The sequence below is a fragment of the Streptomyces sp. NBC_00162 genome (assembly GCF_024611995.1).
Taxonomy (GTDB): Bacteria; Actinomycetota; Actinomycetes; order Streptomycetales; family Streptomycetaceae; genus Streptomyces.
In genome coordinates this window covers 1,230,647-1,252,029 of the sequence record NZ_CP102509.1, presented here as the reverse complement: position 1 = coordinate 1,252,029, position 21,383 = coordinate 1,230,647, and the positions used below count along the sequence as shown (strand labels likewise).

The following is a 21,383-nucleotide window of genomic DNA, read 5'->3' as shown; positions in this document are numbered from 1 at the left end:
TTGACCCTCCAGCGCCGGATCCTGATCCTGGCCACCGCCTTCGTGCTGCTCGCCGCCGTGGCCGTGACCGCACTCGTACGGGCCTCCTCCCGTGCCGACGAGAAGAACCGGACGCAGGCCGAGGGCCCGCAGGTCACCCGGGGTGCGGTCTCCCTGAACCCGGCGGGGGCGGCCCGCGGATCGTGTTCCGGAACATGGCCTGGGGCCCGCACCGCGACGAACTCGCCACCGTTCCGGCCGGTGCGCCGGAGGGGCCCGTACCGCCTCGGGGGTCGCCTGCCTGCGTTTCCACTCGGCCGCGGGGACCGGGATCTGCCTCCAGGCCGACAAGGGCGGGGTCCCGGACCGCTACCGGGCCGTCGTCCTCGACGCCCGCCTGAAGGAGGTCTCCGCGCACGCGCTGACCGGCATCCCCACCCGCGCCCGGGTCTCGCCGGGCGGCAGGCTCGCCGCCTGGACCGTCTTCGTCGGCGGGGACTCGTACGCCGGTACCGACTTCTCCACGCGGACCTCGGTGCTCGACCTGCGCACCGGCAGGCTCGACGCCTCGCTGGAGGAGTTCACGATCCTCAAGGACGGCAAGCCGTACCGCAGCGCCGACGTGAACTTCTGGGGAGTGACCTTCACCGCCGACGAGCGGACCTTCTACGCCACGCTGGGCACCGGTGGCCGCACCCACCTGGTCCGCGGAGACCTCGCGGAGCGGACCGTGACCACGCTGCGCGAGAACGTCGAGTGCCCCTCGCTGTCGCCCGACGGGACCCGGGTGGTGTTCAAGAAGCGGGTGCCGGGCCTGCCGGCCGAGGCGCCGTGGCGGCTTTACGCACTGGACCTGGCCTCCGGAGCGGAGACCCCGCTGGCCGAGGAGCGGAGCGTGGACGACCAGGTGGTGTGGACGGACGACCGCACCGTCGTCTACTCCCTGCCGGGGGACTTCGGCGCCGATCTCTACTCGGTGCCGGCCGACGGCAGCGGTGCCCCCGCCCGGCTCATGGCGTCGGCCCTCGCCCCGGCCTTCCTCGGATGAATCCGGGGGAGGAGGCCGGGGAGGGCCGCCGCAGGAGCGTTACGCCAGGCGGACTACGCGGGGATCAAGGTGCGCCGGCGCCGCTTGCGCTGCGCACCGGCCGACAGCCTCAGCTCGATGATCGACCGCACGGCCGGCCACTCCTCGTCGAGGATCGAGTAGAAGGCCGTACTGCGGACCGCGCCGTCGAGCCCCCGCGAATGGGCCCGGCGGACCCCCTCGCAGGTGAAGCCGAGACGTTCCATCGCGGCACGCGAGCGGCCGTTGCGGGCGTCCGCCCGCAGCGAGATCCGCCGCACACCCCAGGTCTCGAAGGCATGGCGGAGCATGAGCAGCTTCGCCTCGGTGTTGATGCCGGTTCCCTGGGCACCCGGGGACAGCCAGGTATTGCCGATCTCGGCGGCATCGGGGATCGCCGTCGCCGGATCGCCGAACGGGACGCCCGGCACTGCGGGCCACACCAGTGGCCCCTGCCAGTAGTCCAGTTCCAGGAACCGGGTCGAACCGACGACCCGCCCGTCGGTGGCTCTGACCACCGCGAACGGGACCGATCGACCCGCCGCCTGATCGGCGAGGGCACGGTCGATGTACTCGTGGGACGCCTGCACGCCGTGGGGTACGGGAGTGAAGGCGTAAGTCGTACGATCCTCGGCCCCGGCCAGGGCCAGAGCCTCGGTGTGGTGGGGGGCGAGGGGCTCGAGCCGCACGGAGCGGCCGGCGAGGAGTACGGGTACGGGCACGGAGCCTTCGGTCCTTCTGGGCGGTGGGGTGGTTGCACAGTCTGCGTTTCTGACGTTGCCCCCAGTGCAAAACACGGGTGAAAGGCAACAGGCGGTCAGGTGAACGCGGGTGGCTCAATGTAGCTCCTTAAACTCCTCTCATGAACCCCCAATTTGGCAATGGCGCGAGTCTCTTTTTCGACGACTTGGGTCCCCGCGGCGGAGAGCCCGTAATCCTGATCCACGGACATCCGTTCAACCGCACCATGTGGGCCCCCCAGACGGCCGCCCTGACGGCCGCCGGGTACCGGGTGATCACCCCTGACCTGCGCGGATACGGGGAGAGCCCGGTCCGCCCGGGCAAGACGCTGCTCGCCGACTTCGCCGATGATCTCGCCGCCCTCCTCGCCCGCCTGGGTGTCGAACAGGTGGTCGTCGGCGGAGTGTCCATGGGCGGGCAGATCGCCATGGAGATGCGGCTGCGCCACCCGGGTCTGGTCAGGGCCCTCGTGCTCAGCGACACGACCGCGATTCCGGAGACCGATGAGGTCCGCAAGGCCCGCCTCGAGACCGCCGACCGGCTGCTCGCCGAGGGCATGGGGCCCTACGCCGAAGACGTCATCGACAAGATGCTGGCGCCCTACAACGTGACCGGCATGCCGGGGGCCGCCGCACGGGTGTCCGCCATGATGCGCGCGACCGACCCCGAGGGCGCCGCGGCCGCCCTGCGCGGCCGCGCCGAGTGCCCCGACTACCGGCCCGTGCTCGCGGAGACCGCCGAGCCCTGTCTGGTCGTCGTCGGCGCGGACGACGTCTACACCCCGGTCGCGGCGGCCGAGACCCTGCACGCGCTGGTGCCGCACTCGGTGCTCGCCGTGATCGAGGGGGCCGGGCACCTGCCGGGCGTGGAGCAGCCCGAGGCCTTCAACCGGGTGCTGCTGGAGTTCCTCTCCGGCCTCTGACCCAGGGGCGAAGTGGACCGGTGTACCAGGCCCCCAATGGACCAGTGGAGTGGGCCGTTCGGCTGATCCAATGGGCCGGTGACGATACGGATCCTGCCTCCGCCCGGCCCACCGCGCCGACTGGTCGCCGCCCAGCTGAGCAATTCCGTCGGGGACGGCGCCTACTACGTGTGTTCGGCGCTCTACTTCACCCGAGTGGTCGGTCTCTCGCCCGCGCAGATCGGCCTCGGGCTGACGGTCGCCTGGGCCGTCGGCTCCGTCGCCGGGGTGCCGCTGGGGGCGCTCGCCGACCGGCGGGGCCCCCGGGGCACCTCGGCGGCGCTGGCGGTGGCCACCGCCGCCTCGGTCTTCGCCTTCCTCCTCATCCGGTCCTTCTGGGCCTTCCTGATCGCCGTCGTCGTGTACGCCACCGCCCAGTGCGGGCTGGCGGCCTCCCGGCAGGCGCTGCTCGCGGGCCTCGTCCCCCCGGAGCAGCGGACCGGCGTACTGGCCCACCTCCAGTCCGTGCTCAACGGCGGGCTGGCGCTGGGCGCCGCCCTCGGCGGGCTCGCCCTGGGCGCGGACACCGAGCGGGCCTACCTCGCCGTGTTCGTGCTGGACGGGGCGGGCTTCCTGGTCTGCGCCGCCGTGCTGCTGCGGCTGCCGGCGGTGGCACCCGTGACCGGGCGGGCGGCGGGCGAGCCCCGGCTGGCCGTGCTCCGCGACCGGCCGTACGTGCTGGTCACCCTGCTGAACGCGGTCCTGCTGCTGCGGATGCCGCTGCTCAGCCTGGCCATCCCGCTGTGGATCGTGGAGCGCACCCACGCCCCCGGCTGGCTGGTGTCGGCGCTGTTCGTGCTGAACACCGCCGCCGTGATGCTGTTCCAGGTGCGCGTGGCCCGGCCGGTCACCGACCTGGACAGCGCGCGGCGGGCGGTGCGGGTGTCGGGGCTGGTCATGGCCGTCTCGTGCGCGGTGTTCGCGCTCTCCGCGCTGCCCGGCCCGGCCTGGGCGGCCGCCGCGCTGCTGGTGGTGGGCGCGGTGCTCCAGGCGGACGGCGAGATGCGGCAGTCCGCCGGGTCCTGGCAGATCGGCTTCTCGCTGGCCCCGGCGGACCGGATGGGCCAGTACCAGGGCTTCTTCGCCGCCGGGGTCCCGGTGGCCAGGACCGTCGGTCCGCTGGTGCTGACCTGGCTGCTCCTGGGGTGGGGGATCCCGGGATGGCTGCTGCTCGGCGCGATCCTGCTGGCCGCCTCGTACGGGATGGGCCCTGCGGTCCGCCGGGCCGGGCCGGTCCGACAGGAGGCCGGGCAGGCCGGGCAGGCCAGGCCCGCGGGGGCCGTCGGACAGCCGGGGTGAGGCCCGGCGGCGGATACGGTGAGCGGCGTGGACGACGTACTGAGGCAACTGGGATCCCTGGGTCCCTTCTTCACCGTGGCGTACGGGAAGGAACCGCCGCCCGGGCCCGGGTTCCGGCCGTTGACCGCGCTGTACGGGGAGCAACTCGCGCCGTACGTCGCGGAGGTGGGGCGGCGCATCCGCAGCGGGCCGGGGCGGGTGGCCGCTTCGACCGCCCAGTTCGGCATCGCCGCACGGCTGTGGTCGATCGGGCTGGGCTGCGCGGCGCTGGCCGGGCGGGTGCCGGACCTGGCCGCCGACCGCGTGTGGTGGCGGCTGCCCGGTGCGGGATCGCTGGAGCTGTGGCTGCCCGAGCCGGGGGAGCTGCCGGCCGGGGAGCTCGGCGAGAACGTGCTCGGCAATCTGGCGCAGCTCGACGCCGCCGTGCGGGAGCGGTTCGGGGTGTCGCCCAAGGTCCTGCGGGGCAACACCGCGTCGGGGCTGGTCGGGGCCCTGCGCGTGCTGGTCGACCGGATTCCCGGCGCCGCGGCCGCGGAACTGGCGGCCGCCCTGCTCGCCGACGACGGAGCCCTCGCCGGTACCGGCACCTTCGTCCACGAGGAAGGGCTCGGGGTGGCCTTCGTACGGCGCAGCTGCTGCCTCTACTACCGGGTGCCCGGCGGCGGTTTCTGCGGGGACTGCGTGCTGCGGACCCGGTGAACGCGGCAGGGGCCCTCGGGAGCACGTGCTCCCGGGGGCCCCCGCGGCGGGCCGGAACTAGAAGGTGAGGTTCCAGGCGTCGATCTTGCCGGTGTCGCCGCCGGCGTTGTCGTTCACACGGAGCTTCCAGGTGCCGTTCGCGACCTCCGAGGAGGCGTTGACGGTGTAGGTCTGGTTGATGTTGTCCGTGCTCGAGCCGGTCCGGTTGTGCAGGTTGTACGCGGTGCCGTCCGGGGCGATCAGGTCGACCTTGAGGTCACCGATGTAGCTGTGCACGATGTTCACGCCCACCTTGAGGGTGGCCGGGGCGTTGCCGGTCTTCCCGCTGACCGTGATCGGGCTCTCCACGGTGGTGTTGTCGCCGATGGCGAAGTCACCGAGGTTCTCGAAGTACTTGCCGGGCGGCGGGGTGCTGCCGACGGCCTTGAGCGCGTCGACCTGGCCCTCGCCGAAGAAGCCGTTCTTCGCCGTGGTGCCCTTGCACCGGCTGTCCGACGGGCAGGCCACGTCGTTGGCCTGGGTGGCCAGCTTGTCGCGCAGCTGCGCCGGGGTGATGCCCGGGTTGGTGCTCGCCAGCAGCGCGGCCACACCGGTCACGTGCGGGGAGGCCATCGAGGTGCCGCTCATGGTGCCGTACTTGCCGCCCGGCTGGGTGCTGTAGATGCCGGTCGCGTCGCCGCCGGGGGCCGTGACGTCGATGACGTTCAGGCCGTAGTTGGAGTACGAGGCCTTCGCGGTGGTGCCCATCGCCGAGACCGTGACCACGCCCGGGAGTTCGGTCGGGATGTCGAGGCAGGCGTTGGTGATGGTGCGGGTGACCGGGGTCGAGTCGTTCGGGCTCTCGGTGTCGGTCGTCTTGTTGGCCAGGTCCAGGTTGGAGTTGCCGGCCGCCGCGACCTGGAGCGAGCCCTTGCCCTCCGCGTACTCCTGGGCGCGCTTGACGCCCTCGATGATCGCGGCCTGGTCGGCGTTGTCCGGGCAGTTGAACTGCCACGGGTCGGTGTAGTAGCTGTTGTTGGTGACCTTGAAGCCGTGGTCACCGGCCCACATGAAGCCGCAGACGGTGTTCTCGGCGAAGAAGAGCGAGGAGCCGGGCTCGGCGATGCGCACCGAGGAGATCTTCACGCCCGGGGCCACGCCGATGACGCCCTTGCCGTTCTTGGCGGCCGCGACCGTACCGGCCACGTGCGTGCCGTGGGTGCCGACGTCCCGCCAGGCCCCGGTGCGGGTGTCCGCCTTGCCGTACGCGCAGGACGCGGAGTCCGCCGCGTTGAAGTTCGGCGCCAGGTCCTGGTGCTGGTCGTCCACACCGGTGTCCAGGATGCCGACCTTGACGCTGGCGGAGCCGGTGGTGACGGCCCAGGCCTGGTCGGCCTTGATCTGCGTCATGTCGGCGCGGACCGGCTCGCCCGCCGGGGTGGTGGACTGCGCCGGGTTGGCGGGCAGCGCCGGGTTGTAGGCGTCCGCCGGCACGTCCGAGGTGCGGGTGGCGCCGACCTGCTGGACCCCGCTCGCACCGCGCATGGTGGTGGCGAAGGTGCCGGAGGCCGAGTGGGCGACGATCACGCCGATCGCGTCGTAGGACGCGAAGACCGAGCCGCCGTTGGAGGCGACGGCGGCGCGGACCGCCGAGGTGTCACCGGGTGTGGTGATCACGAAGTAGGCGCGGGTGCCGGCAACCCAGGTCGCACTCTGGGAAGTCGGGGCCGCGGCCTGGGGAGCCGCCGCGGCCGCCGGGGCGGAAGCGGAGCCGGAGGGGGCGACGGGGTCGGTGCCGGCGAGTGCGGCGGGAGCCCCGAAGGTCAGTGCGGCGCCGAGTGTGGCGGCCAGCACGAGGGTACGTCGAGGTCGGCTGGATATGTGGGGTATCAATGCGTCCTCCGATGACCCGGTGGTGCGGATGACACCTACCGGGCCGTACGAAACGAGTGGTGGACGCAAGATGTCAGACGTGTGCCCCGATATGGAAGTACCTTTTACCGCACGCGCGTTCTCCGGCCCATGGCTGAAAATCGCCCCTACCGGGAGTAGTCGGGACCGACCGGGCTGGGCACCGTGGGGGCGAGCCCTGCCCGGCCGGCCCGACTGGGCCCACCGGTTAGACCGGTACGCCGTCCTTGGCGCCTTCCGGCTGGAGCGGGACGGCGCCCGCCGGTTCGTGCGGCGCGTCGTCCACCAGCGTGGTCTCGTCGAAGGGCAGCCGTCCGGCCAGGACCTCGTCGGCCCGTCCGCGGTCGAACTCCTTGGTCCATGTGCCGATGAGCACCGTCGCGACCGCGTTCCCCGCGAAGTTCGTCAGTGCCCGTGCCTCGCTCATGAACCGGTCGATGCCGACGATGAGGCCGACCCCGTCCACCAGTTCCGGCCGGTGCGACTGCAGTCCGCCGGCGAGCGTGGCCAGGCCCGCGCCGGTCACACCGGCCGCGCCCTTCGAGGCGATGATCATGAACAGCAGCAGCGAGATCTGCTCGCCCAGCGCGAGCGGCTTGCCCATCGCCTCCGCGACGAACAGCGAGGACATCGTCAGGTAGATCGCGGTCCCGTCCAGGTTGAAGGAGTACCCGGTCGGCACCGTGATGCCGGTGACCGGCCGGGACACCCCCAGGTGCTCCATCTTCGCGATGAGGCGCGGCAGCGCCGACTCCGAGGAGGAGGTGGACAGGATCAGCAGGAACTCGCGCCCCAGGTAGCGCAGCAGGGCGAACACGCTGACTCCCGTGCACACCCGCAGCAGCGTGCCCAGCACCACGAACACGAAGATCAGACAGGTCGCGTAGAAGCCGATCATGATGACGGCGAGCGACTTCAGCGCGTCGATGCCGGTGGCCCCGACCACCGCCGCGATCGCTCCGAAGGCGCCCACCGGGGCGGCCCACATGATCATCGCCAGGATCCTGAACACCAGCTTCTGCACGTGCCCGATCCCGCGCAGCACGGGTTCGCCCGCCGTGCCCATGGCCTGGAGCGCGAACCCGCACAGCAGCGCCACCAGCAGCGTCTGGAGCACCTCGCCGCCGGTGAAGGCGGACACCAGCGTGGTCGGGATGATCCCGAGCAGGAACTCCGGCGTGGTCTTGGCCCCGCCCGCCTTGGCCTGCGCCTCTCCGGCGTGCTTGGCCGCCTCGGTCAGGTGGAGCCCGCTGCCCGGGTCCAGCAGGTTCCCCACCAGCAGGCCGATGGCGAGGGCCACGGTGGACATCACCATGAAGTAGCCGAGGGCGAGCCCGCCCACCGCCCCCACCTTGGCGGCCTTGCGGACCGATCCGATGCCCAGCACGATCGTGCAGAAGATCACGGGCGAGATCATCATCTTGATGAGGTTCACGAAGCCGGTGCCCAGCGGCTTGAGCTCCACGGCCACGCCGGGGGCGGCGAAGCCGACGGCGATGCCGAGGAGCACCGCGGCGATCACCGCGATGTAGAGATAGTGCGTTCTGTCGCGCGTGGCGGCCACGATGCCTCCTGGTGGTGAATACGTCCCGGGAGGACCATCGCCCGCCGCTGTGACCCCGGTCACCCTTGCGTTCATTGAGTTCACGAGCCGGTGCACACTGAGCGCCATGTTCCGTTTGCCCCGGCCGCCGCGCAGCCTCGCCGGCCAGCTCTTCGCCATGCAGGTGCTGCTCGTCGCCGTGGTCGTGGCCGGGTGCGCAGTCTTCGCCTACGCCACCGCGCGCGGCCAGGCCGAGGACGCGGCCCGGCGCCAGGCCGGGGCGGTGGCCCGAGCGGTCGCCGACTCCCCGTCGGTCCTGGAAGCCGTACGCGAGGCCGTACGCGGCGGCGATACCGCGGCCCGGCTCCAGCCGTACGCGGAGCGGGTGCGCGTCGACTCGGGCGTGGACTTCGTGACGATCATGGATCCGGCCGGGCGGCGCTGGACCCACCCCGACCCGCGCCGGATCGGCGAGCCCTTCATGGGGAACACCGCCCCCGCCCTGCGCGGCCAGACCTTCAGCGAGACCTACACCGGCACCCTCGGGCCCTCGATCCGCGTGGTCACCCCGCTGACGGACGACGGCCGCGTGGTCGGCATGGTCAGCGCCGGGATCACCGTCCGGGCGATCAGCGCGCGTCTCGCCGAGCAGCTCACCGCCCTCGTCTGGGTCGCGGCCGCCGCCCTGGCCCTCGGCGGAGCTGGCACGTACATCGTCAACGCCCGGCTGCGCCGCCACACCCACGGGATGAACGCGGCCGAGCTCAGCCGGATGTACGACTACCACCAGGCGGCCCTGCACGGCGTGCGCGAGGGGCTGCTGATGCTCGACGGCCAGCGCAGGATCACCCTGATCAACGACGCGGGACGCGAACTGCTGGGCCTGCGGGGCGTGGTGACCGGCACCGGCGTCGCCGACCTGCGGCTGCCCGCACCCCTCACCGGGGCGCTGCTCGCCGACCGGCCCCGGGTCGACGAGGTGCACCTGACCGCGGACCGGGTGCTCGTCGTCAACAGCTCACCCGTCGCGGGCGGCGGCCGCCGGGGCACCGTGGTCACCTTGCGCGACCACACCGAACTCCAGGTGCTGGCAGGGGAGTTGGATCACGAACGCGGGTTCACCCAGGCCCTGCGGTCCCAGGCGCACGAGGCGGCGAACCGGCTGCACACGGTGGTCTCGCTCATCGAGCTCGGCCGGGCGGACGAGGCGGTGGAGTTCGCCACCGCGGAACTGGAGCTGGCGCAGGCCCTCACCGACGAGGTGGTCACCGCGGTCGGGGAGCCGGTGCTCGTGGCGCTGCTGCTCGGCAAGGCCGCCCAGGCGCACGAGCGGGGCGTGGAGCTGGTGGTCACCCCCGACAGCACGGCCATCGACGGCGGGCCTGGGACCCCGCCGGCCCGGGACCTGGTCACCGTGGTCGGCAATCTCGTGGACAACGCCATGGACGCGCTCACCGGCGTCCCGGGCGGCCGGATCGCGGTCACCGTGCGCTGCGACGGGGAAGGACTGCTGCTGCGGGTGGCGGACAGCGGGCCCGGCCTGCCGGAAGGGGTGGACGTGTTCCGGCGCGGCTGGTCCGGCAAGGGGAGGGCCGCGGCCTGGGCCTGGCCCTCGTGCGCCAGGTGGCGCAGCGCCACGGCGGCACCGCGGACGCCGCCTCCGGCCCGTCCGGCGGCGCCGAGTTCACCGTACGGCTGCCGGCGCCCGGCCGTCCCGCGGTGGGTGAGCCCGTATGAGCGCGCCCGAGGTGCGGGTGCTGATCGTCGAGGACGACCCGGTCGCCGCCGCCGCGCACGCGCTCTACGTCGGCCGGGTCCCCGGCTTCACCGCCGTCGGCACCGTGCACTCGCTCGCCGAGGCCACTCGGGCCCTGGAACGGACCCGCGCCGACCTGCTGCTGCTCGACCTCACCCTGCCCGACGGGCACGGCCTGCGTTTCGCACGCGGGCTGCGGGCCGCCGGGCACCCCGTCGACGTGATCGTGGTGACCTCGGCGCGGGACCTGGCCGTGGTCCGCGAGAGCGTCTCGCTCGGCGTGGTCCAGTACGTGCTGAAGCCCTTCGCCTTCCCGACCCTGCGCGAACGGCTCCTGCGGTACGCCGAGTTCCGCGCGACGGCGGGCGAGGCGGCCGGCCAGGACGACGTGGACCGGGCGATGGCCGCCCTGCGCGCCCCGCGCCCGGCGGAGCTGCCCAAGGGGCTGAGCGCGCCGACCCTGGACCGGGTCGCCGCGCTGCTGCGGTCGGCCCCCGAGGGGCTGACCGCAGCGGGGCGGCCGAGGCGGCCGGGATCTCACGGATCACCGCCCGCCGCTACCTGGAGCACCTGGTGGACACCGGCTGCGCGGACCGCACCCCCGGTACGGCCAGGTCGGCCGCCCCGAACTGCACTACCGCTGGCTGGCGGCGGCGACCGGCTCGGTGTCGAAGGTGTAGAACTTCCGGTGGTCCAGCATGTCCGCCGGGGTCACGTCGTTCCACGGCCGCATCGTGTCGCCCAGGTCCACGACGTTCGCGGTGCCGGCCGCCGGCAGGTAGGTGGACTGCGGGTGGCGGGCCTGCCAGTCGGCCCACAGCTTGTCCACGTAGGCGTGGTGCATCCAGAACACCGGGTCGTTGGGGGAGACCCCGGTGCCCATCTGGCCGCCGACCCACACGTGCACCCGGTTGTGCAGGTTGGCGCCCCGCCAGCCCTCCAGGTTGTTGCGGAAGCCGCTGGAGGAGCTGTTCCAGGGGGCCGCGTCGTACACCGGCATGGCGAGTACGGCGTCCACCTCCGCCTTGGTCGGCAGCTCGGCCACGCCCTGGCCCAGCGCCCGGCGCAGGTACGCGCGCCCGTCCACCCGTACGGCTATGTTCCACTTGCCCGTCGCGTAGGCGAAGGGTCCGTCCAGGACCTGGCCGTCGCGGGCCCGGCCGGTGCCGCCCAGGAAGTCGGCGGCCCAGAGGGAGGAGCGGGTGGTGCGGTCGGCGGTCCAGTCCCAGTACGGGAGCGAGACGTTCGCGTCCACCGCCTGCAGAGCAGCCTCGAACTCGAGAAGAAACCGGCGGTGCCAGGGCAGGAAGGAGGGAGAGCGGTGACCCACCCGGTCGCCCGAGTCGGTGTCGCTCATGATGAAGCCGTTGTGGGTGGTGACGAAGCGGTCGTAGCGGCCGGTGCGCTTCAGCTCCAGCAGCGCGTTGGTGAAGGCGCGCTTCTCCTCGGCAGTGAGCGTGGCCTGGTTCTTGCGGACGGTCATGCCGTGCCTCCCATCGGGGCGAACGGGGCGAGCACGGCGCCCTGGAGCTCGCGCACGGCGGCGCGGGCCAGCGAGGTCGGGTCGGCATAGGTCTCGTAGTGGTTGACCACGCTGATCCAGGTGCCGTCGGCGTTCCGCATCACGTGCAGTTCGCGGCCGTCTATCCGGACGGTGGGCAGACCGGGGGAGTGGTGTCCGCCGTGGTGGCCGCCTCCGGTGCCGGCGGTTATCTGGATGCGTCTGCCCTTGTACACCTCGTCGACCGGGCCGGCTGGGGTGGCGGCGGCACGGGAGTCGGTGGAGGCGGCGCGCGCTGTGGCGCCCGCAAGGCCTAGGACGGTGAGTGCGCCGGCAGTGGTGCCCAAGGCCTGCCGACGGGTGATCTTGTTCATGACCGAAGAAGTACCAGGGCAGCAAGGGCAGTTGGCCATTATCCGGACATCAGAGGACAAGTTTCGTATAGAACGAATCGAATGATTTTTCGGTCCCGGCCGGCTTTCCCGGCTCCGGCGGGAAGATCTGCGGTGGTAATGCTACCCGGCAGTAATTTCTCCGGTTCCGCCGAGCGGCTATGGAGGGGATCACACCGCAGAGTCGGCCGGAAGCCGCGTCGCGGCATCAGGGGGATATGTCGCTTACTCACCTATAGTGCCGATATGGCTCTTCACAAGACGAAGGACGCAGACGCCCCCGACGCCGCCTCGGACGTGTTCGCGTCCGCCCTGAGCGGCCAGATCCTCCCCAAGTACCGGATGCCCGAAGACCACTCGCCGACCGAGGTCGTCTACGAACTCCTCCGCAACGAGCTCCTGTTGGACGGGAACGCCGCGCAGAACCTGGCCACCTTCTGCACCACCTGGTCCGACGACGGCGTGCACCGCCTGATGAACGACTGCCTCGACAAGAACATGATCGACAAGGACGAGTACCCGCAGACCGCCGAGATCGAGTCACGCTGCGTCAACATCCTGGCCAACCTGTGGAACGCCCCCGCCGGCACCACCGGGACCGGCTGCTCCACCACCGGCTCCAGCGAGGCCGCCATGCTCGGCGGACTCGCCCTCAAATGGCGCTGGCGCGCCCGCCGCCGCGCCGAGGGCCTCCCCGCGGACCGCCCCAACCTGGTGTGCGGCCCGGTCCAGATCTGCTGGGAGAAGTTCGCCCGCTACTTCGACGTCGAGCTGCGCCAGGTCCCGCTGGAGCCCGGCGCCACCGGGCTGCAGCCCCACCAGCTCGCCGCGTACGTCGACGAGAACACCATCGGCGTCGTCGCCATCCTCGGCGTCACCTACACCTGCGACTACGAGCCCGTCGCCGAGATCGCCGCCGAACTCGACCGCATCCAGGCCGAGCAGGGCTGGGACGTCCCCATCCACGTGGACGGCGCGAGCGGCGGCTTCGTCGCCCCCTTCCTCCACCCCGACGTGGTCTGGGACTTCCGGCTGCCGCGCGTCGCCTCCGTCAACACCTCGGGCCACAAGTACGGACTCGCGCCGCTCGGCGTCGGCTGGATCGTCTGGCGCACCTCCGACCTGCTCCCCGCGGACCTCGTCTTCGACGTGGACTACCTGGGCGGCGACATGCCGACCTTCGCCCTCAACTTCTCCCGGCCCGGGGGCGAGGTCATCGCCCAGTACTACCTGTTCCTGCGCCTCGGCCGGGGCGGCTACCGCCGCGTGCAGCAGGCCTGCGCCGACACCGCCCAGTACCTGGCCTCCGAGATCGCCGGGATGGGCCCGTTCACCCTCCTCTACGACGGCAGCGGCGCCCTCCCCGCCGTCTCCTACACGCTCACCGACCCGGCCGGAGCGGGCTTCAGCCTCTACGACCTCTCCGACCGGCTGCGGATGCGCGGCTGGCAGGTGCCCTCGTACCCGCTGCCGGCCGACCGCCAGGACACCGTCATCCAGCGGGTCCTCGTCCGGCACGGGGTGACCCGCGATCAGATGGCCCTGCTCGCCACCGACCTGCGCAATGCCGTGGAACACCTCAAGGCCTCACCCCCGCCCGTACCCGCCACCGAGCCCCGGTCCGGCTTCCACCACTAGGCCCTGTCCGGGCGAGCGGGGTCCCCGCTTCTTGATCAACGGGTGCTGGAATGCGACGGTGTGGCCCATGACCGACACGTTCGAGGAGAACCGGCGACTGCTCTTCGGCACCGCCTACCGCATGCTCGGGAGCGTCGCCGACGCCGAGGACATCGTGCAGGACGCCTGGCTCGCCTGGAACCGGACGGAGCGGGCGTCCGTTCAGCATCCCAAGGCCTATCTGGTGCGCACCGTCACCAACCTGAGCCTGAACCGGCTGACGTCGGCCCAGGCCGTCCGTGAGGCCTACGTCGGCCCGTGGCTCCCCGAGCCCCTCCTGACCTCGCCCGACGTCGCCGAGGAGGCCGAACTGGCCGACACCGTCTCGATGGCGGTCCTGGTCGTGCTGGAGACCCTGACCCCGGTCGAACGTGCGGTGTTCCTGCTCCGCGAGGTGTTCGGGTACTCCTACGCGGAGATCGCCGAGGTCGTCGGGAAGTCGGAGGCCGCGGTCCGCCAGTCCGCGCACCGGGCCCGTGAACACGTGCGGGCCCGCCGCCCCCGGTTCAGCGCGAACGCGTCCGAACAGCGCGAGATCGCCGAGAAGTTCCTCGCGGCCTGCGCGGGCGGGGACCTGGGCGAGGTGCTCACGCTCCTCGCCCCCGACGTCGTCTCCTGGTCGGACGGCGGCGGCGTCGTCTCGGCCGCCCGCCGCCCCCTGCACGGACCCGACCACGTCGCCCGCTGGCTCCTGGGCGTCCTGGCCAAACCGGAGGTCCAGGGTGTGGAGATGCGCGTCGACGAGATCAACGGCGAGGCCGGACTGCTGCTGTCCGCCGGCGGCGTGAACCTCGGCGCGGTCACCTTCGAGGCGGCCGGCGGCCGGATCACCGCGCTGCGCTTCGTCGTCAACCCGCAGAAGCTGCGCGGCATCCAGCCCTGAACCGCACCCCGCGAGCGGGCTACCGCGCCCCGAAGTTCTGCGTCCACCAGGGACCGCCCGCACCCTGGTGGATGCCGACGCCGATGTCCTTGAAGGAGCAGTTGAGGATGTTCGCGCGGTGGCCCGGGCTCTTCATCCAGGCGTCCATGACCGACTGAGCCGTCTGCTGGCCCTTGGCGATGTTCTCGCCGTACGTCGACCAGCGGTATCCGGCGGCGGTGGTCCGCTGGCCCGGGTCCGTTCCGTCGGGGCTGGTGTGCGAGAAGAAGTCCCGCTTCGCCATGTCGTCGGAGTGGCCCTGGGCGGCCGAGCGCAGCTGTGCGTCCTCCTTCAGCGGACCGCAGCCCGCCGCCGCCCGCTCGGAGTTGACCAGGGCCACGACCTGGCCAGCGATGCCCGGCGGGGCGGGGGCTGGCGCCGGGGGCTTCGGGGCCGGGGAGCTGCTGCGGCTCGGCGCCGGGGTCGGGCTCGCGGCCGGGCTCGGCGAGGCGGAGGCCGACGGCGAAGGAGACGCGGAGGGCGAGGGGGAGGCGGACGGCGAGGGCGGCTCCGAGGGGAGCGCGGATTCGGAGGCCGAGAGCGCGGCCAGCGGGGCCGGGGCTGCGGCTTCGCCCGTCTTCGTGTCGCCGGAACCGGGGAGCGTGCCGAGGTACACCAGGCCGCCGCCCGCGACGCAGGCGGCGAGCACCGCGCCGCCGATCACCCGGCGGCGGTTCTGCTTGCGCCTGCGCAGCGCGCTCCGGCCGCCGCCCGCCGTCGCCACCTCCGGGTCGAGGTGCGTGTGGGCCGCCGTGTCGGCGAAGCCCGAGCCCGCGCCGTCGCCTTCGGCGAAGGCGGCGCCCGCGGGGGTGAAGTCGGCGCCCGCGGGGGTGAAGTCGGCCGCACCGGCCGCCCGCACCCCTGCCACCAGGGCCGCCGAGACGGGTACCAGGGCCAGCCCGGCCAGCAGTCCCTCCGCCGGCACCAGGCCGCTCCACAGGCCGGAGCAGCGTACGCATTCCCGCGCGTGACGGGCTATTCGCTTGCGCCACAGCGCCGAGGGCCGGCCGTCCCAGCCCGCCGTCAGGGTCCGCAGCTCCTCGCACACCGGCCGGGCGTCCAGGGCCCGCACCACCACCCGGGCCGCTTCCAGCTGCGCCTTCATCCGCTGCACCCGTACCGCCGCGTGCTGCGTGGACAGCTCCAGCGCGGCGGCCACCTCCGCCCGGGTGAGCTCCCCGGCGCACTCCAGCCACCACAGCGACAGCAGTGCCCGGTCGTCGGGCTCCAGCCAGCGCGTGGCGCGGGCCGTCTCGCGCCGCTGACCCGCCAGGTTGAGGCGGACGACCGTCAGGTCGACGAAGTCGGCGCCCGGGTCGGCGACCTCGCTCGCCGCCTCCAGTGTGCTCTCGCCGTAGCCGCTCTGCCGGGCCTGCCAGTACGCCCGTACGCGGTTCATCGCGATCGCCACCAGCCAGGACCGGAAGCTCTCGTCCGCGCGCAGGCCGCCCAGCCCGTCGAGGGCCCGCAGCATCGTGTCCTGCACCACGTCGTCCACGTCACAGGACCCGTTGAGGGCCCGCCCGACGATGTTGTAGACGAGCGGCAGATGGGTGCCGACGAGTTCGTCCTGCGCGCGGGGATCGCCCGCGCGGGCCGCTGCCACCAGCGCTGCCGTGTGCTGAGTGCTCATGTGATGTTCCCTGTCCGTACCGGCGGTCGATGATGCCCAATGACTGGGAGACCGTCGAGAGGGGCCTCGATAACACTTATCCGGAAGTTGTTTTTCCGGCATCTGCTGCGGGCGGCAGGGGGTAACGCCGCGCCGAGGCGTCGGTCTGGGCGAGCCGCCGCAGCGCAGCCAGCATCGCATCCCCCAGTACGGTGCCCACCACCACCCGCTCCACCATGTCCTCCCGCTCCGTCCGGCGCGCGACGAAGGCCAGGTCGGCGGCGGCGATCCGTTCCGCGGCGGTGGCGAACTCGTCCAGGTGGTCCAGGTAGTCCCCGTGCCCGACCGCCAGCAGGGAGGCCGCGGCGGCGGTGAGTGCGAGCGCCGACGGGTCGCCCAGTTGGACCTGCCAGCCGCGCCGCGTGATCAGCTCCTGGACCAGGGCCCGCGCCTGCGCGCCGCTCGCCGGGTCGACCTCCGGCGGGTCGGCGAGGCCGACGGTGTCGGCGGCCTCGCCCAGCAGGTCGTGCAGAGGGCGTTCGCGGTCCGCCAGCGCCTCCACCACCTTGCCGACGGAGGCGAGCGGCAGCCCGCCGACATCGGTGAGGGCGCGGATCAAGTGCAGCCTGCGGACGTGCTGTTCGCCGTAACTGGCCTGGTTGGGGCTGGTCAACTCACCGGCGGGCAGCAGGCCTTCACGGAGATAGAACTTGATGGTGGGCACCGGAACGCCGGTGGTCCGGCTCAACTCTCCCATGCGCAAAGTGAATTCTCGCTTTCGGCTGGGCCCGGGGGCTTGCGCGGGCGGGCTGGATTATGGACAGTGGCACTATCGGATATTGGGTAGTTCCGATATCCATTATGGGGGTGCAGGATGCGGAACCACATCGAAGGATGGCATCGGCCGCTGCTCGTCTTCGCGGCGGCCATGGGAGTGCTCACGCTGGTCTCGGGGGTGGGGCTGATCGTGGACGACCGGGTGCTGGTCGGATCCCCGATCTGGCACAAGCCGTTCAAGTTCTCGGTCTCGTTCGTCGTGTACGGGCTGACGCTGGCATGGATGTACTCGCTGCTCACACGCGGCCGCAGGGTCGGCTGGTGGGCGGGCGCGGTGATCGTGGCGGCGAGCGTCACCGAGATGGCCGTGATCGTCGGCCAGGTGGTGCGGGGCAAGCGCAGCCACTTCAACCAGGAAACCCCGTTCGACAGCGGCCTGTTCGCCGTCATGGGCGCGACGATCGTCGTGCTGTGGCTGGCCACGCTGCTGATGGCCGTGGTGCTGTGGCGCCAGCCGCTCGCGGACCGGGCCGCCGTTTGGGCCATTCGGACCGGTTCGGTCGTCGCGCTCGCCGGACTCGCGATCGGCTTCCTGATGGTCCAGCCCACCGAGGCGCAGCTCGCCGGGCAGATCACCGACACGGTCGGCGCGCACAGCGTCGGCGTCCCGGACGGCGGACCGCACCTGCCGGTCACCGGCTGGGCGGCCACCGGGGGCGATCTGCGGATCGCCCACTTCGTCGGGATGCACGCCCTCCAGGTGCTGCCGCTGCTGGCGCTCGCGCTGACCTTCGCGGCCCGGCGGTACGGCCGGGCGGCCGTCCCGGCCGTACGCACGCGCCTCGTCCTGGTCGCGGCGGCGGGGTACGCGGGTCTGGTGGCCCTGACCACCTGGCAGGCCCTGCGGGGGCAGGCCCTCACCTCGCCGGACGGGGTGACCCTGGCCGCGGCGGCCGGGCTGGCCGTCGCGGTGGCGGTGGGAGCGGCCCTCGCCCTGCGGGGCGGGTCCGGGGCGCGGCTCGAACCGGGCGCGTCGGCGTCGCCGGCGGCATCGGCCGTCGAGGCTGCCGGGCGCTGACCGCCGGCGGCGGCGCCGGCTCACAGCAGCGGAGCCAGCGCCGCCGTGGCCGCGCGCAGGGCGGGCGCGTACGACTCGATCTCCTCGCGGGAGACCAGGAAGGTGACGGTGGTGACGCTGACCCCGCCGATCGGGCGGCCGCCCGGGCCGAGGACAGCGGCGCCGATGCAGCGGATGGTGGGCTCGTTCTCCTCGTCGTCCAGGGCGAAACCGCGGGCGCGGACCTCCGCCAGCTGTGCGTACAGCTCCTCCGCGCGCGTGAGCGTCCGGGGAGTCCGGGGCGCCAGCCCGGTGGCGGCGATCAGCTCCCGTACCTCCGTCCCGGGCAGGTGCGCCAGGATGCTCTTGCCGATCGCGGTGGTGTGCAGCGGCATGCGCATGCCGACCCGGGAGGCCGTCCGGAAGGGCTGCTCGCTCTCCAGCTTCCGGATGTAGGTGATCGTCTCTCCGCTGTGCAGGGCGAGATGGACCGTCTGGCCGCCTGCCGCCTGCCGCAGCTCGTCCAGGATGCGCCCGATGCTCGCCGGCTCCCCGCCGCTGACCAGGGCGGACAGCCCGCGCAGCCGCGGCCCCACCCCGTACCGGCCATCGGCCTCCTGGCGTACGAAGCCCTGCTCGGCCAGCGAGGCGAGGATCCGGAAGGTGCTGGACTTGGGCACGGCGGCCGCCGCCGTCACCTCGGCGAGCCGGTGCGGTCCGCCCGGCGCCGCCACCGCCTCGAGGATGCGCAGGGACTTCTCCAGCACCGATCCCGCGGCGGAGGTCCTGCCGCCGCGTGGCGCGCCGCCGCCCCCGGGCTCCGGGGCCTCATCCATTGACATGACAACTCCCGGACTGGGTAGGGTCTAGACCACGTGGTTCCGCTACACAATACGTCGTTCCACTACGTGGAACAAACGGGAGGGTTCCTTGTCCTGCCACCCGTACGCGGTGATAGCCGCCCAGCGCCTGTTGCCGGTGCTGCGCAACGCCGACGCCGACGAGGCCGTCCGGCACACCACCGCCCTGCTCGCCGCCGGATGCCGCGCGGTCGAGCTGACCACCTCCACCCCCGGCTGGGCGCAGGCCCTCACCCGCACCACCCCGCTCGCCGACGCGCGCGGCCGCCGCGCCCTCGTCGGCGTCGGCACCGTGACCACCCCCGAGCAGGCCGAGACCGCCCTGGACGCGGGCGCCGGCTTCCTGATCTCCCCCACCCCGCGCCGGAGGTCCGCGAAGTCGCCGGCCGCCGCGGAGCCGTGTTCATCGAGGGCGGGTTCACCCCCGGCGAGATCGCCTCCGCCGTCCGGGCCGCGGGCGCCGCCAAGGTGTTTCCGGCGCACGTCGGCGGCCCGGGGTTCATCCGTTCCCTCAAGGCAGTACTGCCCGAGGGGCTGATCATCCCGACCGGAGGCATCCGGCCCGGTGAGGTCCCCGACTGGCTTGCCGCCGGGGCGGCCGCCGTCGGCATCGGCAGCGGGCTGCCCGCCGACCCGGCCGAGCTGGCCGCCGTGTTCGCCGAGCTGGCCCGTCCGTGCTGCGGCCGCGGCGACTGCGCCGGCCGGGAGTCCCGGCCGTGACCGCACCGGCCGCGTCGACGCCGGCCGCCGCACCGGCCGCGGAGTCGTACGACGTGCTCGTGCTCGGCGAGGTGCTCGTCGAGATCCACGCCGCAGCCCCGCTGCGCGAGGCCGCCGACGGCACCCCGGCCCGCATCTCCTACTCCGGGGACGCCCTGAACGCGGCGGCCGCAGCCGCGGCCGCCGGTGCCCGGACCGCCCTGCTCGCCGTCGTCGGCGAAGACGAGCTCAGCATCCCGCTGCTGCGGCGCGCCGCCGAACTCGGCGTGGACGTCTCCCACGTACGCCGCGCCCCGCGGCCCAACGGCGCCTACCTGCTGTCCGCCGACACCGAGGGCGACCGGGAGTTCGTCTACTGGCGTGCCCACAGCGCCGGTTCCACCCTCGCGCCCGCTCACATCGAGTCCTGGCGCGACCTGCTCACCACGTCCACGGCGCTGATCACCAGCGGCATCACGGGCGCCCTGTCACCGACCAGCCACGACGCCGTGCTCGCCGCCGCGCACCTCGTGCACGGGGCCGGCGGGCACCTCTCGTACGACCCCAACTTCCGCCCCCGGCTGACCGGCCGTGCCCGGGCCCGGGAACTGCTCGCCCGCATCGCCCCGCTGACCGGGCTGCTCAAGACCTCCTGCCCGGCCGACGCCCTCGCCCTCGTGGACACCGGCGACCCGGCCACCGCCGCCGTCCGCTGCCGCGCGCTGGGCGCCCGTACGGTCGTGGTCACCGCGGGCGCCGGCCGACTGCTGCTGGACGACGGCGGGGGCGGCCGGTACCGGCCCGTGCCCGGGAACCCGGCTGCGGTCGACGCGACCGGCGCGGGCGACTGCTTCACCGGAACCGCCACCGCCCGGCTCGCCCTCGGTGACGGGCTCGAGGACGCAGTGGCCTACGGCGCGGCGGCCGCCTCCTCTCCGTGTCCGGCCGCGGGGGCACCGGGCGCGTCCCCGCCTTCACGGAGACGGCGGCGCTGGCGGCGCGGCACCGCCGGGTCACAGGGCGTTGAGGAGCGCGACCTCCTCCGCGGTGAGGCGCAGGGACCCGGCGGCGACGTTCTCGACGAGGTGGTCGGGGTTCCCCGTGCCCGGGATCGCCAGGACGTGCGGACCGCGGCTCAGGGTCCACGCCAGGCGCAGTTGCGCAGTCGATACCCCGTGAGCCTTGGCCAGGGCGCTCACCTCGGGCCCGTCCTCGGCGGTCGCCCCCGCCTCCTTGCCGGCGCCGGCGATCGCGAAGAACGGCACGAAGGCGATGCCCTGCTCCCCGCACGCGTCGAGGAAGGCGTGGTCCTCGGCCGGGGACCCGATCCCGTACGGGTTCTGCACGCACACCACCGGCGCGATGGCCCGCGCCTCGGCGAGATGGTCGGGGCGGGCGTTGGAGATGCCCAGGTGGCGGATCAGACCGGCCGTGCGGAGGTCGGCGAGCGCCCCGAAGTGCTCGGCGATCGAACCGGTCGTCTCCCGCCGGGGCACGCGCAGGTTGACCACGTCCAGGTGGTCCCGGCCCAGCTGACGGAGGTTCTCCTCCACCTGACCGCGCAACTGCCCGGGCTCGGCCCACCACCACTCGCCGTCCGGGCCGCGGCCCGGCCCGACCTTGGTGGTGATGACGAGGTCGTCGGCGTACGGGGCCAACGCCCGGTTGATCAGCTCGTTGGCGGAGCGCAGCGGGGAGAAGTAGAAGGCGGCGGTGTCGATGTGGTTCACACCGAGCTCGACGGCGCGGCGCAGCACGCCGGTCACCCGCTCGCGGTCGCTGGGGGATCCGTCGGCGAGGTGCGTGAGGCGCATCGAGCCGAAGCCGAGCCGGTTGACGGGCAGGTCGCCGAGTTGCCAGGTGCCCGCGGCCGCCGCGGTGATCGTCTCTGAGGTCATCCGCCGAGCGTATCGGGCCCCCTGAGTCCTCATGGGGTGCGTACGTGGAGGGCG

General features: G+C 73.0%; 16 protein-coding genes and 5 pseudogenes. 12 read left to right on the top strand and 9 right to left on the bottom strand.

Going from position 1 to position 21,383, the window contains the following annotated elements:
* Positions 1 to 1,027: pseudogene (locus JIW86_RS06535) on the top strand (TolB family protein).
* A gap of 53 nt (positions 1,028 to 1,080) precedes the next feature.
* Here the strand turns inward: JIW86_RS06535 and JIW86_RS06530 are convergent.
* A complete protein-coding gene (locus JIW86_RS06530) occupies positions 1,081 to 1,767 on the bottom strand; it encodes a GNAT family N-acetyltransferase (protein WP_215150494.1) in 687 nt (228 codons plus the stop codon).
* Between the two features lie 140 nt (positions 1,768 to 1,907).
* On the opposite strand from JIW86_RS06530, the gene JIW86_RS06525 reads away from it, so the two are divergent.
* The 3 genes from JIW86_RS06525 to JIW86_RS06515 all read left to right on the top strand — a co-directional run bounded on the left by JIW86_RS06525 (position 1,908) and on the right by JIW86_RS06515 (position 4,745).
* Entirely contained in the window at positions 1,908 to 2,708 is an 801-nt protein-coding gene (locus JIW86_RS06525) for an alpha/beta fold hydrolase (RefSeq protein WP_257552908.1), read from the top strand.
* Between the two features lie 78 nt (positions 2,709 to 2,786).
* Positions 2,787 to 4,046 carry an MFS transporter gene (locus JIW86_RS06520; RefSeq protein ID WP_257552907.1) on the top strand — a complete coding sequence of 420 codons (1,260 nt, stop codon included), beginning with the start codon at positions 2,787 to 2,789 and terminating at the stop codon, positions 4,044 to 4,046.
* A gap of 27 nt (positions 4,047 to 4,073) precedes the next feature.
* Positions 4,074 to 4,745, top strand: coding sequence for a (2Fe-2S)-binding protein (locus JIW86_RS06515; protein WP_257552906.1), 672 nt, complete (start codon positions 4,074 to 4,076; stop codon positions 4,743 to 4,745).
* Between the two features lie 57 nt (positions 4,746 to 4,802).
* Here JIW86_RS06515 and JIW86_RS06510 read toward each other — a convergent pair whose 3' ends face one another.
* A complete protein-coding gene (locus tag JIW86_RS06510; protein ID WP_257552905.1) occupies positions 4,803 to 6,578 on the bottom strand; it encodes a S8 family peptidase in 1,776 nt (591 codons plus the stop codon).
* A gap of 265 nt (positions 6,579 to 6,843) precedes the next feature.
* Complete coding sequence (locus JIW86_RS06505; protein WP_215150499.1) at positions 6,844 to 8,199, bottom strand: cation:dicarboxylate symporter family transporter; 1,356 nt, start codon at positions 8,197 to 8,199, stop codon at positions 6,844 to 6,846.
* Positions 8,200 to 8,305: 106 nt separating this feature from the next.
* Here JIW86_RS06505 and JIW86_RS06500 point away from each other — a divergent pair.
* Together JIW86_RS06500 and JIW86_RS06495 are read left to right on the top strand one after the other, a co-directional pair.
* Positions 8,306 to 9,915 (top strand): annotated as a pseudogene (locus JIW86_RS06500) (ATP-binding protein).
* Positions 9,912 to 10,614 (top strand): annotated as a pseudogene (locus tag JIW86_RS06495) (response regulator). Before JIW86_RS06500 ends, JIW86_RS06495 begins: the two co-directional pseudogenes overlap by 4 nt.
* Here JIW86_RS06495 and melC2 read toward each other — a convergent pair.
* Positions 10,569 to 11,417 carry a tyrosinase MelC2 gene (gene melC2 / locus JIW86_RS06490; protein WP_215150501.1) on the bottom strand — a complete coding sequence of 283 codons (849 nt, stop codon included), beginning with the start codon at positions 11,415 to 11,417 and terminating at the stop codon, positions 10,569 to 10,571. The pseudogene JIW86_RS06495 and the gene melC2 sit on opposite strands and share 46 nt — an antisense overlap.
* Positions 11,414 to 11,809: an apotyrosinase chaperone MelC1 gene (melC1, locus tag JIW86_RS06485; RefSeq protein WP_215150502.1), complete on the bottom strand. Its 396-nt coding sequence runs from the start codon at positions 11,807 to 11,809 to the stop codon at positions 11,414 to 11,416. Before melC1 ends, melC2 begins: the two co-directional genes overlap by 4 nt.
* 264 nt (positions 11,810 to 12,073) lie before the next feature.
* On the opposite strand from melC1, the gene JIW86_RS06480 reads away from it, so the two are divergent.
* Together JIW86_RS06480 and JIW86_RS06475 are read left to right on the top strand one after the other, a co-directional pair.
* Entirely contained in the window at positions 12,074 to 13,465 is a 1,392-nt protein-coding gene (locus tag JIW86_RS06480) for a glutamate decarboxylase (RefSeq protein ID WP_257552904.1), read from the top strand.
* Positions 13,466 to 13,532: 67 nt separating this feature from the next.
* Positions 13,533 to 14,387, top strand: a complete 855-nt coding sequence (locus tag JIW86_RS06475) for an RNA polymerase sigma-70 factor (RefSeq protein WP_257552903.1) — start codon at positions 13,533 to 13,535, stop codon at positions 14,385 to 14,387.
* A 19-nt stretch (positions 14,388 to 14,406) separates the two neighbouring features.
* On the opposite strand, the gene JIW86_RS06470 is transcribed toward JIW86_RS06475, so the two are convergent.
* Both JIW86_RS06470 and JIW86_RS06465 read right to left on the bottom strand, forming a co-directional pair.
* Positions 14,407 to 16,059, bottom strand: a complete 1,653-nt coding sequence (locus JIW86_RS06470) for a sigma-70 family RNA polymerase sigma factor (RefSeq protein ID WP_257552902.1) — start codon at positions 16,057 to 16,059, stop codon at positions 14,407 to 14,409.
* 76 nt (positions 16,060 to 16,135) lie between these two features.
* Positions 16,136 to 16,795 (bottom strand): MerR family transcriptional regulator, encoded by a 660-nt coding sequence (locus JIW86_RS06465; protein WP_257552901.1) that lies wholly within the window; start codon positions 16,793 to 16,795, stop codon positions 16,136 to 16,138.
* Positions 16,796 to 16,912: 117 nt separating this feature from the next.
* Here JIW86_RS06465 and JIW86_RS06460 point away from each other — a divergent pair, with 117 nt between their 5' ends.
* Complete coding sequence (locus JIW86_RS06460; RefSeq protein ID WP_257552900.1) at positions 16,913 to 17,893, top strand: hypothetical protein; 981 nt, start codon at positions 16,913 to 16,915, stop codon at positions 17,891 to 17,893.
* 20 nt (positions 17,894 to 17,913) lie between these two features.
* Here the strand turns inward: JIW86_RS06460 and JIW86_RS06455 are convergent, their stop codons facing one another.
* Complete coding sequence (locus JIW86_RS06455) at positions 17,914 to 18,714, bottom strand: IclR family transcriptional regulator (RefSeq protein ID WP_257552899.1); 801 nt, start codon at positions 18,712 to 18,714, stop codon at positions 17,914 to 17,916.
* A gap of 109 nt (positions 18,715 to 18,823) precedes the next feature.
* Between JIW86_RS06455 and JIW86_RS42080 the strand changes: the two are divergent.
* The 3 genes and pseudogenes from JIW86_RS42080 to JIW86_RS06445 all read left to right on the top strand — a co-directional run.
* Positions 18,824 to 19,030, top strand: a pseudogene (locus tag JIW86_RS42080) (aldolase); the annotation flags it as partial.
* Positions 19,031 to 19,131: 101 nt separating this feature from the next.
* The gene (locus JIW86_RS06450; RefSeq protein WP_257552898.1) at positions 19,132 to 19,452 is read left to right on the top strand and encodes a hypothetical protein; all 321 of its coding nucleotides are present in this window, start codon (positions 19,132 to 19,134) and stop codon (positions 19,450 to 19,452) included.
* Positions 19,407 to 20,351, top strand: a pseudogene (locus JIW86_RS06445) (PfkB family carbohydrate kinase); the annotation flags it as partial. The gene JIW86_RS06450 and the pseudogene JIW86_RS06445, both read left to right, overlap by 46 nt.
* Before the next feature lie 93 nt (positions 20,352 to 20,444).
* Here the strand turns inward: JIW86_RS06445 and JIW86_RS06440 are convergent.
* The gene (locus JIW86_RS06440; RefSeq protein ID WP_257559236.1) at positions 20,445 to 21,329 is read right to left on the bottom strand and encodes an aldo/keto reductase; all 885 of its coding nucleotides are present in this window, start codon (positions 21,327 to 21,329) and stop codon (positions 20,445 to 20,447) included.
* Positions 21,330 to 21,383 lie beyond the last annotated feature (54 nt).

Bases quoted from the DNA above. Each gene is read 5' to 3' on its own strand.
- JIW86_RS06475 (WP_257552903.1), top strand. From the start codon at position 13,533: ATGACCGACACGTTCGAGGAGAACCGGCGACTGCTCTTCGGCACCGCC.
- JIW86_RS06525 (WP_257552908.1), top strand. From the start codon at position 1,908: ATGAACCCCCAATTTGGCAATGGCGCGAGTCTCTTTTTCGACGACTTG.
- melC1 (WP_215150502.1), bottom strand. From the start codon at position 11,809: ATGAACAAGATCACCCGTCGGCAGGCCTTGGGCACCACTGCCGGCGCA.
- JIW86_RS06465 (WP_257552901.1), bottom strand. From the start codon at position 16,795: ATGGGAGAGTTGAGCCGGACCACCGGCGTTCCGGTGCCCACCATCAAG.
- JIW86_RS06480 (WP_257552904.1), top strand. From the start codon at position 12,074: ATGGCTCTTCACAAGACGAAGGACGCAGACGCCCCCGACGCCGCCTCG.
- JIW86_RS06460 (WP_257552900.1), top strand. From the start codon at position 16,913: ATGCGGAACCACATCGAAGGATGGCATCGGCCGCTGCTCGTCTTCGCG.
- JIW86_RS06470 (WP_257552902.1), bottom strand. From the start codon at position 16,059: ATGAGCACTCAGCACACGGCAGCGCTGGTGGCAGCGGCCCGCGCGGGC.
- melC2 (WP_215150501.1), bottom strand. From the start codon at position 11,417: ATGACCGTCCGCAAGAACCAGGCCACGCTCACTGCCGAGGAGAAGCGC.
- JIW86_RS06455 (WP_257552899.1), bottom strand. From the start codon at position 18,714: ATGTCAATGGATGAGGCCCCGGAGCCCGGGGGCGGCGGCGCGCCACGC.
- JIW86_RS06440 (WP_257559236.1), bottom strand. From the start codon at position 21,329: ATGACCTCAGAGACGATCACCGCGGCGGCCGCGGGCACCTGGCAACTC.